The 16172-nt window shown below is 46.5% G+C and carries 16 protein-coding genes; 8 read left to right on the forward strand and 8 right to left on the reverse strand.

Annotation, left to right across the window (positions count from 1 at the left end):
- Positions 1–513 precede the first annotated feature (513 nt).
- The 8 genes from FQZ95_RS09610 to FQZ95_RS09645 all read left to right on the forward strand — a co-directional run bounded on the left by FQZ95_RS09610 (position 514) and on the right by FQZ95_RS09645 (position 5794).
- Positions 514–1719: a DNA-binding protein gene (locus tag FQZ95_RS09610; protein ID WP_097311527.1), complete on the forward strand. Its 1206-nt coding sequence runs from the start codon at positions 514–516 to the stop codon at positions 1717–1719.
- 65 nt (positions 1720–1784) lie between these two features.
- On the forward strand, positions 1785–2066 hold the full coding sequence (locus FQZ95_RS09615) for a hypothetical protein (protein ID WP_097311528.1): 282 nt from the start codon (positions 1785–1787) through the stop codon (positions 2064–2066).
- Between the two features lie 350 nt (positions 2067–2416).
- Complete coding sequence (locus tag FQZ95_RS09620) at positions 2417–2713, forward strand: hypothetical protein (RefSeq protein WP_160530138.1); 297 nt, start codon at positions 2417–2419, stop codon at positions 2711–2713.
- 49 nt (positions 2714–2762) lie between these two features.
- Entirely contained in the window at positions 2763–3200 is a 438-nt protein-coding gene (locus FQZ95_RS09625; protein WP_097311530.1) for a hypothetical protein, read from the forward strand.
- Positions 3201–3280: 80 nt separating this feature from the next.
- Positions 3281–3826 (forward strand): hypothetical protein, encoded by a 546-nt coding sequence (locus FQZ95_RS09630; RefSeq protein WP_097311531.1) that lies wholly within the window; start codon positions 3281–3283, stop codon positions 3824–3826.
- 45 nt (positions 3827–3871) lie between these two features.
- Positions 3872–4108, forward strand: coding sequence for a DUF905 family protein (locus tag FQZ95_RS09635; protein ID WP_097311532.1), 237 nt, complete (start codon positions 3872–3874; stop codon positions 4106–4108).
- Between the two features lie 927 nt (positions 4109–5035).
- Positions 5036–5350, forward strand: coding sequence for a hypothetical protein (locus tag FQZ95_RS09640; RefSeq protein WP_097311456.1), 315 nt, complete (start codon positions 5036–5038; stop codon positions 5348–5350).
- 87 nt (positions 5351–5437) lie between these two features.
- Positions 5438–5794, forward strand: coding sequence for a hypothetical protein (locus tag FQZ95_RS09645; RefSeq protein ID WP_097311457.1), 357 nt, complete (start codon positions 5438–5440; stop codon positions 5792–5794).
- Between the two features lie 29 nt (positions 5795–5823).
- Here the strand turns inward: FQZ95_RS09645 and FQZ95_RS09650 are convergent, their stop codons facing one another.
- The 8 genes from FQZ95_RS09650 to mobI are packed head-to-tail and all read right to left on the reverse strand — an operon-like array spanning position 5824 to position 15834.
- The gene (locus FQZ95_RS09650) at positions 5824–6552 is read right to left on the reverse strand and encodes a nuclease-related domain-containing protein (protein ID WP_160471677.1); all 729 of its coding nucleotides are present in this window, start codon (positions 6550–6552) and stop codon (positions 5824–5826) included.
- 1 nt (position 6553) lies between these two features.
- Positions 6554–7735: a S49 family peptidase gene (locus tag FQZ95_RS09655; RefSeq protein WP_097311459.1), complete on the reverse strand. Its 1182-nt coding sequence runs from the start codon at positions 7733–7735 to the stop codon at positions 6554–6556.
- 12 nt (positions 7736–7747) lie between these two features.
- Complete coding sequence (locus FQZ95_RS09660; RefSeq protein ID WP_097311460.1) at positions 7748–8410, reverse strand: DUF4400 domain-containing protein; 663 nt, start codon at positions 8408–8410, stop codon at positions 7748–7750.
- Entirely contained in the window at positions 8397–9500 is a 1104-nt protein-coding gene (locus tag FQZ95_RS09665) for a hypothetical protein (protein WP_160530139.1), read from the reverse strand. Before FQZ95_RS09665 ends, FQZ95_RS09660 begins: the two co-directional genes overlap by 14 nt.
- A complete protein-coding gene (traD, locus tag FQZ95_RS09670; protein WP_097311462.1) occupies positions 9500–11584 on the reverse strand; it encodes a conjugative transfer system coupling protein TraD in 2085 nt (694 codons plus the stop codon). The genes FQZ95_RS09665 and traD overlap by 1 nt, the downstream gene beginning before the upstream one ends.
- On the reverse strand, positions 11584–14619 hold the full coding sequence (mobH, locus tag FQZ95_RS09675; protein ID WP_097311463.1) for a MobH family relaxase: 3036 nt from the start codon (positions 14617–14619) through the stop codon (positions 11584–11586). The genes traD and mobH overlap by 1 nt, the downstream gene beginning before the upstream one ends.
- A 10-nt stretch (positions 14620–14629) precedes the next feature.
- The gene (locus FQZ95_RS09680) at positions 14630–15352 is read right to left on the reverse strand and encodes a hypothetical protein (RefSeq protein WP_000133023.1); all 723 of its coding nucleotides are present in this window, start codon (positions 15350–15352) and stop codon (positions 14630–14632) included.
- An 11-nt stretch (positions 15353–15363) separates the two neighbouring features.
- Positions 15364–15834 carry a conjugative transfer protein MobI(A/C) gene (mobI, locus tag FQZ95_RS09685; RefSeq protein ID WP_097311464.1) on the reverse strand — a complete coding sequence of 157 codons (471 nt, stop codon included), beginning with the start codon at positions 15832–15834 and terminating at the stop codon, positions 15364–15366.
- Positions 15835–16172 lie beyond the last annotated feature (338 nt).

Here is a 16172-nt window from a genome sequence, read left to right on the forward strand (position 1 = left end):
TTTCTCGATCCCAGTTAATACCCGTGCCTCCGTACCCTTTCCTGATGGCTGGGCTGATTTAGCCTGGCCTGATATTAATCCCCTTATTCCGCCAGCCACACCTGGTTATGCTCGCCCCTTATATTGGGTCTTCCTTTATAGCGATAGGTAGATTGCAATTCCAGGTTTTGGAAAAGTAACTTTAGATTTCGCGTGACGCCGCATTCCTTCTCTATTTCATCCTCCCTTCAATGCATGTAATACCTTTTACGCAGGTGGAGCCGAATTATTGTAGGTTTTTGCAGTCGGAAAAGTATTATTTCCGACAAATTTCGTCTTTTGGGGACCCATTTTCATACTAAAGTGAAATTTGGCCTCCTTAGCGAGAAATTAAAACAGACGGAGCACGTACTATAGCTCCGGGAGAAAAGTTACTTTTTTTTCGTCTCAGGTTATTAGGAAAAGAATCGTACTTGGTATTGTTGTGTTGTAGCGAACAAACACCCTAAACGAAAAATTAAAAGGAAGGCCACAATGTCTACTATCGAAAATGATGTAAAAACCGCTAACAACGATATCAGCCTGCGCACCTACTTAGAGCGTTCCGGTAACGGCGCACGCAAAAGCAATGGTCTGGTTATCCACCCGGCAGTGGTTGAAGAGGAAGATGGCTTTAACACGCGTACCGCTGGCATGGGGGAAAGCTACTACTCATTACCTCACGTGGTAGACCACCTGAACAGCCTGAAAGAGTCCTATAAGGCTGATCCTTTAAGCGTACCCGCTATTGTCGTGCAGGTTCTGAATGGTCGACCGGTCCTTCGTCAGGGGGCGTGCCGTATCCGCGCCGTTGCTTTGGCAAACATCGAGCTGGCAGAAGAAGGGCGTGAATTGATTACGTCAATTCGCTGTGAGGAGTTTCGCGGTAGCCGCGCCAGTGCCGAGCAGTTTACGCTGGACGGTAACTCAAATCTGGCTCTGTCTGTTGTGGCTGAGGCGCTCTCCATCAAACGGATGGTCGAAGACGCTGAAGAACCCAAAACTTTCGCAGAACTGGCGAAACGTCGAGGTAAAACTGAACAGCACCTGCGTCAGATGGTTCGCACCCTGGATCTGCCTGAAGCCCTCCAGACCATGCTGGTGACTGGAGAAGTGAGCATGTATGTCGCGTTGGATGAATATCTCTACAGCGGCGATAACGCGGTGGATAATATCACCAGAGCCATCGACGTTTATGGCAAGGCGACGGCCAAAACCCTGAAATTCGTCAAAGCTGGCAACATTGATGCATCGATGCAGCCGAAAGGACCGGTTGTGCCGGAAACGAACGCGAACATTCCGGAGACCACAGTGACGGAACAAACATCCGGCGAAGGTAATAAGGATGGTATCAACCCGCCGGAGCTGGTGGACGGGGATGTGGGGACCAACCCGGAACCGACTCCGGAAAACACCCCAGAGCCGAAGGCGGAAGACCCGATCAAAACTCCAGAGCCCAAAACTGTATCGGTCTCCAGCGTACTCAACAAAAAGACCGTGACGACGATTGCGGACACTGCAATCCCGCTGTTTTCGCGTATTGCGGAAGAAGCGAAGCAACGTGCCGCTAAGAACATCAGCGACGATACGTACACTTTGGTGTTGACTAACGATGAGATGAATGCCATCTGTGAAGCCCACGGCGATTTGACACAATATCTGCGTAAGCATGCCGAAAAGTTGAATAAGGGACGGGCATGATTTCCTGACTTACCCTGCCACTTGGTAGGGTCGGTTACCACCTCAGATCATGGAGAAACAGGGCAATGAAGAACACCGCTATCAACGTCAGCACAAAGGCACCATTGCAGAGAGTTAAGGACCCCGTGACCCGGGTCAGTATTCAATGTACTGCGAGGGATGAGAAGGGCGCAGACGTGGAAGTGAATATTCTCGAACTGGAGCAGTACCACACCACCAACGAAATCAAAGTGACCTTTGGCGGCCCCCCCTCCCAGGCGCTGACGATCCTCAGCCGGTTGATGGACGTGCTGCAACAGCAGGCGGCCGCAGAAATGCAACGGAATTATTGCTCTCGTTTGCAGTGAACGGTAAAAGGCGGCTGATTCGTGCTTGATAAAATCCGGCGAGCCCCATGAATAAATGATGTATCCGAAGTGGCGTAGGATGGCTATGAACATTCAGTAGTTTATGGTGACAAAAGGCAGGCCCCACCTCATCTGCACTTAAGATAAAAAAGCAACATGGTGGTCTGGTAAGAAACTTCCAAAATAAAGCAACAGCGATGAAAGTTAGTTGAGAAGGTTTGCAATCTGTTCGCTTAAATCCACACGTGTCCAATTTTAAATTGGTTGTTGGGTATTCGAAATAATATTCAGTGGGATGTTATTAGCCAGCATGTCTGGTTTTATATAATACCCAAAACACAGGAGGTATTATGGAAACAGGTCTGGCTTACGCATCTAATTGTTCCGACTCTCTTTACTCCTTTATTTATCAGACACTACAACAACGCTCGGTTAAGGAGAATGAAAGTCTCTATCAACAGGCTATTTCTGCCTGCCGTTCTCCGAAGCAAAAAAAGAAAATGGCCGGTTACTATGCCGGTTCGTGGCAGAAGCTGTTTAACGCCTGGTGTCACAACCGCGTACCCAACATCGCCGTACTGCCGGTGTTGGCGCAGCAGTGCTTATCCTCTTTGCAATGCGAAGAGCTGTTCGCCGACTGGAACTAAACACATTATACCCTGCTGGTGGATGCTGACAGGGCCGGAGTAGCTTTGAATGTACAGATATGACAGGAACCGGCAGACGTTCAACCTGATCAATGCGCTTCAACCGGTCTATCGTAACAACGGTGGCGGATTGTTTGAGTTCGACCGAAAGAAGCAACATGAGACCGCTGATCTCATTTTCGAGGCTCTGACTTTTTCCCCGACGCCCGAACTGGATATGGCGAAATTTGTCCGTCTAAAATCTGTACGCCGGGTCGCACAGTTTGACGACGGGGACGTACGCTATGGCGTTCACGTGGAACTCGCCGAAGATGTTAATAATAATTCCTTCCGAATTTTCAAAGATGATAAAACAGGCGGCTTTGATTTTTATTTGTTTTCTGTTTCCAATAATAAAGCAGAGCTTGTCTGGTTTAATCTGGATGCTTGCGGGATTTATTTGCAGGACATTTTTGAACGGTCTACCGGCTTGTGCCTGTCGTACTGAATAGTTTATTAAATATTTCATTTCTGGTTATTTGCCACGAAACTGAATGTGGAATAATAATAAAAACGAAGAGGTGAAATATGAAAAATTTAAATATTCAGATTAATGATATCGCAGCAATTAACACTCTTGGCGGATCAGCGCTGGCGGATATCATCGCCGCCCAATACGAAGTAATTGGCGATACCAGAGACACTACGGAAATCACCATGCCGTGTATTGCTTTCGGGCAGACCCCAGCAAACATCGGCCCTGGCGTTTTCATCAACCGCGTGTACTGCATGGACAGTCAGTCACTGAGTGGCAGCCAGCGTTACGAGCTGTTTAACGGCCTTGCGGACCAGGCGTTTACCTTCTTCTCCCAGGCAGGCTGGTACGGCACATTCCGGGTGGTGTCTTTCCGTGATAACGGACCTGCCGGACTCATTAACATCGGCATTGCCCATGAAAAGGTGTTAAACGAGTTTTGCGCCGATTTCCCCCGGGCTAATGTCAGTGAGACTGGCTTCAACTGCGGGATGACGTTTGACCAAATCCGGATGTTTATTTCAGACCGGGCCTATCAGATGCCGCTTTACAACAACAAGGATCACTTCGTTAAACTCGCCAAACATCTTGCAGTCTGACACCCAATGCCAGGCTTTGGCCTGGCGATTGTGAAGGAAATACCCATGAGCGAATTATTCAGCAACGAATCACCGGTATCACTGGATCAGGCACGCGCTGTCGCCGCCAGTTACCAGAACGTCTTTATCGAAAACCTCCAGCCAGCAGGTCATTTCCAGATTGCCATCCGCGATCATCGCGACCACGACCGCCAGCTTGTCTGGCGAAACTGGAATTATGAATCCGGCGCCAATGATGAGCTCAATAGCTACCTGCAAAGTCATGGACTGAAGGCCTACTGATTAGCACAAGAACCCGGCTACGCCGGGTTTCATTTTTGTGTGCTCAGGACTAAGGGCTGGCATACGGGGAAAGGTGCATGGGGCTGTCCGGGGCCCTTAGCTGGTGGTGTAAGCCTGACCTTCATGCAGATGGTTTTGCCGGTTGCAGTGATGGTGCTGGGAAACTGAAATGAGATCTGGCATCCGGAAAGAAATCGCCGGTACCTCGCGGCCTGCGTGGTGGATATACCTGGCTGACGACTGCGGTGTCGTCTGAAACGAACCTGCGCCATGATAATTTGCGATCGGGAGAAAAGGGGCGGGTTAACAAAAGTTAAGCACAAGGGGTTTTGATATAAATATTGAGTCCATTAACCATGACGCACAGGAGTCCAGTGATGCTACTCAATATTGCCTTAAACCTCTATGTGGCTGTTTGTTTTTTCCGCTATCTCTTTTTTTGCGTGCACATAATAAAAAGGCACTACGCAGTTCCCAGGGAGAGGGGCACCAGTTTACGCAGGTCACTATGAGTGGGGCGAAAACAGGCGAAAGAGGTTTCTTCTTCATCCTCACCAACTCAGACACTGCCTTTGGGGCGACAGTGGGGATGCTGGATGTGGGGCCGATGGTGATTGATGCAAGCCGCAGGTGCCCTTTAATTGGGGGCTCAGATATAAATTGACGGTTTTATTCGTAACGGTGTTGCGGTCGTGGGCTCTGGCTGGGGGAATGTGGGGCAAGAGTAGCGGAATTTAAACCAGTTGTGCAGAAAAGTACCTTTTTAGAATCCGTCAGACGCATCCGGAAAGAAAATATCACTCAGGGCAGCAAAGGTACGCTGGAGGGAATTTGCAGATCCAGTCGGGAAAGTCTATTTTTCATGCACCGAACCTCTTTGGGCTGGGACGGAACCTGGTATGATGGACACATACAAAGGAGGGCATTATGAATACTTTTCTTTACGCACTGGTAGGCTGGATTGTCGTGCTGTATCTGGTTAATAAAGTGCGCGAAAAACGCAGTAAACCGAAAACGGTTAAAATCCTGGTGAAACGCAATGGCGTTTATCAAGAAGTGGACGCCGTAATGATGCCTAAATACCAGGGCAGCGATGTGAGCACAGATAAGACCGTCAATGAATCAGCCTCACAATGGTTACTTAAAGTGGATGATGTTAATGAACCGGAGTACTACGGTGGCACTTCCCCCATGAAGGCAACGAGAGATTTAGTGGAACAGCAAATGGAGCACAAAATCTAGTTACTTTAGCCAGTTTTCACGACAGAGAACTGTTAGTTGATCCCTATTATTTCAGACTCAATAAAGTCGGGCGTGAGGAGTTTAATAATGACAACGGCCAACGTAACCACCACTACTTACCGCTCCGATGATATTGTGCCTTTTCGTCGGCCACAGGGCGATCTGGATAATCGCTATATGCCACAGGTTTATGCTCTGGTACGGAACTGGGCCAGCAAACCAGCGGAGTATGGTTCTGGGGTTCTGGCAACCTACAGACAGGCGGTAGTTAATCTCGCGTATCAGGTAAAAGGGACTCGTGTGGTTTTAATTCTGGTACCCATTGAATGTGAGCCGGTTGGTGTAATCATGACTGACACAGTCTTATGGCCGTCGCTATCCATTGGGGAGGTCATGCGAATTATGCAGGAAGCATGGCAAAATATTCCGTTATTGAATCCATAAAAAGCCCTGCATATTTTGCAGGGCTATTTTTACTTTATCGATCCGAAAATTTTTCCCGGTAAACTTCGAATTAAACGCAAAAGATTATAGGTAATACGCTGCTCCAGGCGCATGGTCTTTTTGTATCTGGTGGTAACGTTGTGGATATGGTTCAGATCAGTATAAAGGCCCGGAGGCTTTCTCTTTAACGTCAACTCCCTACGGATAAAACTTACTGTCTCAGGCTCGAATACATTTAACTGGCGCCGCTCAGTGACTTTCCGAACAAACTCCCCCATACCCATGCAAAGCCAGTCTGGCTTCTCACCTTCAAAAATGCAGGGCCCGTTGATGATGACAACATTGATACACTCCAGTTCGCTGGCGCGTAATGTTGACTGGATGGCCTTTATGTGGCCGTAGTTTTGCCTGAACGGGTTTTGTAACCTTAGTGTCCCTGACGATTTCCATTTTCGCCAGTGGCTATCCTTCAGATTCCCATACAGCTTTCCAGCATAGTTCTTCTGCTCGATGACGTAGAGCCCATGAGAGGCGATAAGGACGTGATCAATCTGCGTGGTGCCGGTGGTACTACCCGACAGCGTTAAATCGCTCAGAAGGCCTTCTGCATCATCAGGGAGGTATGTTTCGATTTGCCTGGCTGTCCTGCGTTCAGCAATGGCTGACGATATGAATCCCAACAAGCAGTAAAGCACAATGAGTATCAGGATAATTATGCCTGTTGCTATCACCCGCCACGCCATCAGAATTGCTTCCATCTTATCTCACACTCGGATAGCTGGTGGTCTGAACAGAATCAAGTAACCGGGAGGTTGTGCCCGCCAGCGTTTCGATGTTGGTCGACAGGTTCATTAACATACCGAGCGCGGAGCGAAGAGATCGTTGTGGCTCGTTGTACGTTTTGAATGTAGTGGTCGAATACATTTGGGAAATACGAGAACGGACTTCGACAGGTGTCAGATCACCGTCAATGAGACCGTACCGGATCGCCTGCTGCGTTGTCCATACCCGGCCGGAATACAGAGCGACAGCATCAGCCTCCGGGCGACTTAATAATTTCTTACCCCGGCCTTGCTCAACGTCAGAAATGAATTTTTCGTGCATGGCATCCAGAATTTGCTTCTGCATAAAATCCCGTGTGGTATCGGAAAGCGGATGATAAGGGTCGAGTGCATCTTTAAATTCCCCAGCGGTGATCGGTTCATTTTTAACACCGACCGTATCCATGACTCGGGACAGGTTCCAGTGATCCATTCGTACGCCGATCGAGCCGGTCAGAGCGCTACTATCTGCATAAATGGCGTCGGCAGGGGACACTGCGTAGTAGCATGCCGACGCACAAATGCCTTTGACGCTGACGATAATAGGCTTGTAACTGCTTTTAAGATCAGAAATGAAACGGCCACTCCCGGCGGAGAGGACCTCCAGAGTATTGCGTTTAGATAGTTCGGCATTGGTATCGTCCTGCGAGCGTGAAGCGCTGTTATCATCCGTGTTACGGGCCTTGCTTGCGGATTCTGCATGTGAAATACGTTCAATCTTCTGCTGGTGGCTTCGAAGTGCATTAATCTGACGATAAATAATAATCGCGTCTGAAGGTCCGCCACCACCTGACTCCGCTTCGATAATGACAGCTTTGGCATGCGGGTTGTTGTACGCTTTCGCCAGTGCTGCGGCTATCACAGAACCGTCGCCGGTCTCTGACCCGGTACCCATTTCCCCCGATATGCGCACGACGGCAATATGATCCATTCGTCCTTCTGATTCCTGATACTTATCGTAAATATTAAAGGCCGAAACCCCAGCGGCTGCTAATGCCAGCAGGGAAATAACCACTTTTGACGTGGTATGGATTCGGAACATCTTATAAAAACGGTCAGCATTCTCATCAAGCGATTCTTTGATATTGGCAGGTGACTTCTTATTATTACGTTTAAACATCTGACCGCCTTATTACATAAGTTTTTGAAAGTTAGACCACAAACGGTTGAGTGCAATTCCCAATATCAACAGTGAGACAGGGGGGAACAGTTGAGCGATATTGTTAAAAAGAGACATATTAGGCATTGATAGGTACACAAAGGTTAATGCACCGATTATCCAGAAGGCCCTGAACCAGATCCTGTAAAACTGAACGGTTACATTACCGAAAACGTAACGTTTTAATTTCCATTGATACATGCCGTCAGCGAGCATGGCAATTAAGTAAGGTGAAAACACAATCAGCCAGCCGAGTATCAGATACCAGCGGAAAATGGACTGATAAATCAGCAGGGGGAGATTCTTTGCCACCGTGTAGTTTATCGATGACATCTTCTCTGCAACGTAATTCAGCCCACGCGTAGGTATTGTTGTTTCCGGGATCAGTATCGTATTCAGATACTCGATCAGCTTATAGTCATTAATCAGAGTGGATAAAGTAGCCTCACTATTGGCAATAACCGATAACCATCGGTCATTAGAAATGAGGCTACGACTGGCGTTCACCTCCTGAGTGATTTGTAGCTTTAGCTCGTCAGTATTCTGGAAACCCAGACTATAAATAAGATAAAGTATCATCCCTAAAAAAAGCAGTCCTCTGATGAATACTGCCCGTGCAGAATTAGCCGCTGCCATTTGCGTCCCTCCACTCCCGAAATAAGTCTAATCGGTCGCCATGGTCTCGATAGTGGTTTCTCCAGAGTGTCGGTACACCCAGCAACCAATGGTATTGCTGCGGGATTATGTGGTTGATCAAGCTGAACTCAGCAAGTTCCTTATGCTCCGGACTTTTCCACTGGATTTGACCTGGTTCAGGAACATAGACACAGGTTTTTTCTTTTGCAGCTTGACGGCTAAACTCGACAAAATTAACCCCCCACGGCGTCCAGTGTCGGTATTTTCCGGTAATCCCCGCATTAAATACCGGGAGCGTTAGCATAGTGTCTGCGTAGGTTGAAATAACCTTTTTGCACACACAGGGGCTATCAATTTGCTCTCGGTTGAGGTGTGTTAATAGGGCCCGGTCCATAATGTGGTTGAACATATTGGCATACAGTCCGGACGGGTCGGGCAGACGGTCAATCGCCGAGATAAGTTTAAATTTGATACGAGAGAGAAACGCCGAGTCTTCTATGGTAAGAATGTCACTTAGTGTGGTCTCAGGATGAATGAGCGGCTTGTTGCGTTGTACCTGTTTAAACGTAACGTGGCCAGGCAGCGTAATAAACGCCGATGCAGCACTCGAAAAATTGACAAAATAGGGCAGTAAATAACTACCTAGCATTTTGGCATTTTTTTCAACGAGGCGGCGGCGTTCTTCCGAACTGTCGAATGTGATGCGAAAACCAATAAATCTTCGCTGTCCGTCTTCGCACTCAAGAATAGACTGGACCCATTCATCGCAAGGCCCCTGCGCTACGGACCAGTAACTCGTTTCATGGTCACCATATTTATTGCTGGTGGACAGTTCCCCTTGGAGCAGAAAAAGCTCGGAAAGGATTATAGCCATCGCTGATAAAGACTTAGCATCGTTGTCATGGCAAAATTGCCCTACATATTTCAGTGCACCTTTTTCAATCCCGGCCAGACGGTTACGGACATCCTGCGAATCGGCAAACTTCAGCCCTAATGACAGCATACGCCGTTTAATAAGTGAACGGCTTTTACTGACTTTCAGTGATGCACTGAAAATTTGTTTTTGTGTCAGAGTAATTTGCTCGTCCATCAATGCAATTTCCTTAGATGTTTATTTAAATAATCTAAACCCACATTCTGACGCAAAGTTACTTTTCCGACGGGTTTAAGGAACATCTCCAATAACGTCGTATTAGGTCTCATCGATTGTTCGCTTACGACAATCGGGATCTGCCCTACAACTTTACGGCCATCCTGAAGCCTGGCCACAATATGAAATTTGGGAACCTGACCCAAAAGCTCTTTTGGAATACTTTCTTCCAACGTTGTTTGCTTTCTTTCTGATATCGACCCAGAGAAGTTATTATGCGGCAAAGTGGTTTCTGATCCTGTCGTATACGTGACCATATTTGTACTAATTGGGCTCTTACCAAAGTTATCTACAACCAGCGTTTGTGTTGGAGTGTCGTTTACCCTCAAGCTAATGTAGTTGTTACAAAGACCCGTAATACGGTTTGCCGTCTCAACGTTTGCTGCTGCAATAAAGTCGGAAATGGTTTGCGTGCAGATAAACAATGCAATTTGAGCGGCACGCCCCTGAGCGAGTAAGTTTATCATTGAATTGTTGATGGCAGAGTGTGCTTCGTCGACGAAAATACTGATCCTTGAATGTGAAGACATATCACCATCGTCAGAGTTATAGCGACTACCCGCGCAGGAAGTCAGATCTGACATTATCAACTGCGAAATGGCCCGGGCGGATTCCGGGTTGGAAAGGCCATCGAGAGAAATATAGAGAACACCTCCGGTACTGAATATTCCATCTGAAGTGACTATTTCACGTGAAGTAAGTGAATTAGGTGATGGTGAAAGCAATTCATTCAGAGGTTGTTCGGTCAGTCGGCTGAACAGCGGCATAATACCAGCCGTCATTTTTGACATGTGTTCAGGATCAGATAAAGAATAATCCACTAACCGGCTGGCGGTATCAATCCATTCAATGGGCTCCGCACCTTCATAATTCATGAAGTGGGCAGAAAACCATTCAACAAGGCGCTTAAAGCGAACCTGAAGGGTGTCATTCGACACATATTTCACCTTTTCTACCCAGACATCAGGCCCGTAGTGCCGGGCATAACAGCATTCCAGAACTTTTACGGTGAGATTGAGGATTGCTATGTGGCTTTTCATGTTTTTGTGAATGAGATATATCGACGGTTTTTTATCCGTGTAAGACAGACCTGTGATCACAGTCGATACGAGAGCCTCGGCATATTGCACGAATGGGTTAACTTCCCCGGAAACTGAAACCAGACTAAGAAGTCGTGATGTGAGGTCCGAAACATTGGTGAAAGTATTGCAGACGTCAATACACACTGAAGAAGAAGGCTGGGCTGGGTGAAACTTATAAAATGGCAATCTCAGTTCCGCCGCTTCATCCATCAGTGACTGCCGCCATTCAGCGTCGTTCTTTGGATCAATAACCACAATCACGTGGCCCAAATGCAGCATACTGAGACTCAATAAGCGCTGAAGGACCGTTTTACCGGTACCGACGTTTCCGGTAATGAAGGTATGACCGAACCAGTTATCTTCGGTAACAAAAATGGGCTCCCGTCGGTCAACAGCAAAGATGGCGTTATTACCGCCCATGGATCTTGCCATCGCATCAAAATGCTTCGCTATGGGGTTTAGGGCAAATGGCAGGGCTATTTCTCTTTTGTCGCTTGAGAGATTGGCAATTTGATATGCACGATCAGCATGCTCGGGACCCCATTCAAAGCCGTCACAGAAATAGGTTTTCCTGTCCGGTACCGGACGGTTGGATTTTTTATATTCCTGTACCAGTTGGCGGTACTTTCGTTCGTTCGAGAAAAAGTTACTTTTGTTGATCGTCCTGAGCGATTTGAGGCTAATAAACATAATCTGGCGCTGAAATACGCGCCAGTGCGCCATCAAATAGGGGTGTGCCGTTTTACAACGGTACAAACAAACCAAAAGCAGGAAGATAGAGGTATACAAAATGATGGGGGCAATATTCAAACCATCCGATCGAAACCCCATAAAGAGCATTATTATGGCGCTAATTAAAAGTACTGAGGCACTTCTGTACTCTAGTATCGGCCTGTAAAGGTTTTCCTGGGCGTGCAGGTTGGTCCTTTTTGATTTTGTCATTATAGATTCCCGACCTCTTTTAGCGTGTTGATGATTAATTCAATATCGACCTTTGCCCGATCGGATGCTGCGACCAGAGTTGGCATGTTGAATGCAATGCATTTTGTATTGACTACGGCACCGGAGGTGACTTGGTATTGAGGAAGCTGGTTAAAAAGCTCAGGCGCTTTTAACTGCGTCCTGTACTTTTCAACACATGACTGAGTCAGAAAAAAGGTGTTCTGGGTCAAAACCATGAACCGGTTTTTCCGCTTTCTTTTGAACGACCCAGATAACTTGGTCAGAATGTGGTGAAGCATTGTGGCAATTTCGACGTATTCGAGTTCTGTTACTTCACCGTCATTTAGCAGTGTAAAATATTCCACCGTTTCCTTCTCTTCAGCAGTTGGTTGGTCAACGGAGGTCGGAGGCTGGATTGTGGCAGGGCTGGACGCATTAAAGCCTTCCTTCATTGGGGCCGTTACTGGCGGTGTTTTATGTTTCTTCTCGCCATGAGTGTTTACGGCGAACAGCCGAGCCAGGGCCGGAGATAGATGGTTCGCTTTCGCCCCGGCGGGTTCCGTTTTTATGGGGACCCGTGATGACTCAGGATTTGTTAAAATTGCTTTTTCCCCGGTTGTATTGGGAGCTGGTGGCTCACTGGCTTCCTCTGAAGCATTCAATTCACCGGGCGCAACGACCAGGGCCGTTTCATCATGGAATCCGGCACCACCGCTGTTTTTCGGCTCAGGCTGAGGGGCGGCAGCCACAGAGTTGTCAGCAAACATAAAGTCAGAATATTCGGTACCATTGCAATCAAGGGGCTCTTCCTGAAGGTAGTCATATTGCTCATACTCAGAAGCAGTGACGGTCTCAGGTTCGGAGTTGGCGTTAATCTGTTCAGCAACCGAACTGGCCTGTTCAGCCAGGGGGGCATTCAGTCGCGACGGAGGAAGCTCAAGCGTTGTTTGCAGAGGCGAAACTGCTTCGTTTAAGGATGGACCATCTGGGATATCCAACGGCTGGTACATTGAAGTATCAAAAAGCGACTTAAGCGTTGAAATGTTACGTGGTTTTGGTGTGTTAAACTGCATACCGGCGCAGTTATCCCCCAGTTGTATCAGGCGTAGATTGTTTACGTCACGGACTATCCACAAACCATCCAGCGATCCGTCACGGTACGTCAGCTGGAAAAATGGTTCATCACAAAATGCCGCCTCATCAATACCAGGGATTAACGCAATCGCAGCATCGAGATCCAGATAAGGTACGGAATCAATATTAATGACTGCGTTATGGGGCAGCGGGGCGCTCAGCAGCATTTCATGCAGTTGCTCAACCAGACGTATCTGACTCCGGTCGTCAGATTCATCTGGCCGTTCTTGTTCATCGGGGCCGACTGTTCCGGCATTATCTATTGGCGTAGCAACCTGCGCTTCAATAATATCGGTTGCTATATCTGCACCAGGGGCCTTCACACTTTCTGTTATGTCTTCAGTATTTTCACTGTTTTTACCGTTGTCACTGTCAGCGTCAGGGCCGTTCACGAGTTTGAGTCGATATTGCGGAGTATCTTCAATGGCGTCACTGACGGTGTCCGTTACTCTGGTAACAGACTCTCGACCCGGGACTGGCCTTCTGTATTCCGTCACAGTTTTCTGTTCATCAATATAAATGAAATCTTTATTTGCATTAACGCTGAACAGGCCTGGAACAGAGTCCGGTATTTTATATGAGTCGAAAATTAATCCGATCCAACGGAGCTTCAGGAGATTATAAAATTCAAGCTTACCGATACCGTTTCGGAAAATGCTGGCAATTTCATTTTCCGAGTATGTTCCGGGAATAAAGTAATGAACCACACGCTCATCGTCGTAAGGTTCAACATAACCCCGTTGAACCAGAGACTCTACAAGTACAGTTTTACCTGCATCCCCCTGCGGAAAGTTGAATTTGTGCGCAGCAAAGTCACTTAGCACAAAGTCGAGAAAGGCGTTTTCATTGAGGTAAACTTCACCGTTTACAATAATGAGGTGCATAGGTTTGGATTTATAGTTATTAATATTAATGCTGGTGAAGTTATGCTTAATGGTTCCTATTGCTCTGGCCGCAGCATCATTCGAACGCAGACCCATTATCGGGTCTCTCAATACATTAAGGTCAGTTCCTGTCGAATAGTAATCTGAGGTTCTTACACATTTGGAAAGAAAATCATTGCCGTCGTTATAGACATTCAGTGCCGTAACCATTTTTGCATAGACGCGTTCCTTTTTGACCCGGTCAAGGAATGACATACAGACAGGATCTAATATTCTTTCAAGGAAAACACTGGACCATATATTATGTTGGTTATGAATACGTTTCCGCCAATGTATTTCGTATTCGACAACATTGTTTTCACGCGCCCAGTCAAGAAGGCTTTGCGAGCTTGGCGCCCATGTTAAAGTTTTACTCAGATTGAGACTTACTATATCTATGTCATATACCTTCCCGGCATCATGCACAAGACCACAGATAAAAGCGGCATAGAGATAGACTTTTCGGCGAATGACTTCTTCATCCTGATACCCAATCGGGCGCAATTCAGAATGATTGGCATTTTTTAAAGAAATCATTGCCACTTCCAGGCTGTGAGATAACAACCCGCCAATACCATTATGGTGGTGGTTTTCTGAAGCAGGAAGTAAATGAATCCAACGGATGTATTCAATCAGTGGCTTTAAAACCAGATTGGTAAAGGTAAAGGCATCCTCCCGGATGTCACCATCACTTATTGCGAGCATCATAGAAATAGAGTGCAGTTTATCTCTATAAAGAGAAAGAATAGACTGCTCATTAAAGGTTTGTATCCCCGCAGGTCGGGTTGGGTATTCAATGAATTTCAGGACTTCAAGATTCGGGTGATCTGGCACAGTGTATTTTTGATCCCCTACAATCTGAGCAAATGGCGAAAGACTCGAAGGGTCCTGCTTTATTAACTCAACTACATCATTCTCCCGTCTGGAGAAGATGCCTAAAACTCGTTGCATACTTAAGAAGATCGCCCTGAAATTCATCAAATAATCCTTAGCGGCGTTTACCAGACAGTTCCGCAGCAATATAAGCCTGCACGCTTTTGTACTGTTTTACCTTTTCGATAAACTCATCGGGACTGTAAGCACCTTTTACACGACGGGATACGTTAAGTGTTTTCTTAACCCGTTCGATATACATGTTGAGACTTCGAATAATATTGTGCGCCATTACGTTGTAATCGCTAACCGGTAATTGACCCAGAGAGTTGAATTTGTACATCTGGGTCAGAAGGTTGTTCATTTCAAAGATGTGCTTATAAAAACGCATTGTATTTTGATTGTTGAAGTTTAACTGGACCGATTCAAATCGGAACGGAGAAAACTCAGTTGATGAGAAGAATGGATCACTTTCATCAACGTGAATAGTGGCGATATGGTGTTCCAGATTCTCCTTCATTAAATTATTTTCGTCGTGCAATTCATTAAACCAGTCCTGAATTGCCTGCACCAATTCGGGGTGCCTTACCGCATTAACCGTCCTGAATAATGATGAAATAGCAATACTTACATCATCAAAGCCTCTAATTACGGAACGATTCCGAGCCGTAAGGAAACGGTTAAAATCGGGAGTACCTGGCTTAATGGTTACTGTGGCCATGCCGTAAAGTTCATTTTTACTTTGCACGACTTTGCGGGTATTGTCAGATGCCTGAGAGGTGCGGGCATTTACATCAGGAGTTTTCTGCTCGGTTTCATTTATTGATACGTCGGTCATTGTGCCACCTCTTATTTTGAGTATTTACGGATTTTACGTCCCAGTTCGATATATGCAGCATGATAGAATTCAAGTAATTCTCTGTAGGGTTCCAGTAATCCCTCCGTTTTTTCGATCATTTCATATTCCCAAGACGCGTGATTAACAAAGCAGCTTTTTGAATATTTTCCGTTTTTCGTCGCAGAAACCCGTTTCGACATATAGCTGGGTGCCCTGGTTTTAAACGGACTGAACTTATGCCAGGTGATAGTGACTTTTTTCGCATTACCAATTAATTCTAGTTTCGGTGCATACGAACCCAGATACTCACGTTTTAGCGTATTGCTAGGCCGGGGTAAATTAATCTCCAGATGATTCCGTTCTTTCCACTCGATCCAGTAATTTGTACACAAGTCTTCAGCCTCCTCCCGCAGAGCCTCGATTTGTGAACGCATTAAGCTGCGCGATAATTCAAGTGACTTTATTAGTTTCGAATTAGACATGTGACCTCCTGATGTGAAATCACTATACCGAAGTGGTTTTCATTTTTTTTTCACAAACAGGACTTTTTTCAGTGATTTTTTCTGAGAATTATGAGGGGCGTGTCGTTGGTGCGATGCATACCGATAGTGAATAACACAAAATGAGCTCGGGAACGGCATAGCGGGGTGTACTTATGTTCGGCAGAAAAGTAGCTTTTTCTGCAATGGGTATTCCTGATCCGGTGATTTGAAAAGTGCTGTTTTACTTACTAAGTTATACATATATCTAGTGCCACTTTTTAATCAAAAGTGACCCTAGGTTTTTTGCGCATAGTGCCACTTTTTAAAAAAGTGACCCT

The sequence above is a fragment of the Escherichia sp. HH41S genome (assembly GCF_009820115.1).
GTDB classification, from domain to species: Bacteria; Pseudomonadota; Gammaproteobacteria; order Enterobacterales; family Enterobacteriaceae; genus Escherichia; species Escherichia coli_F.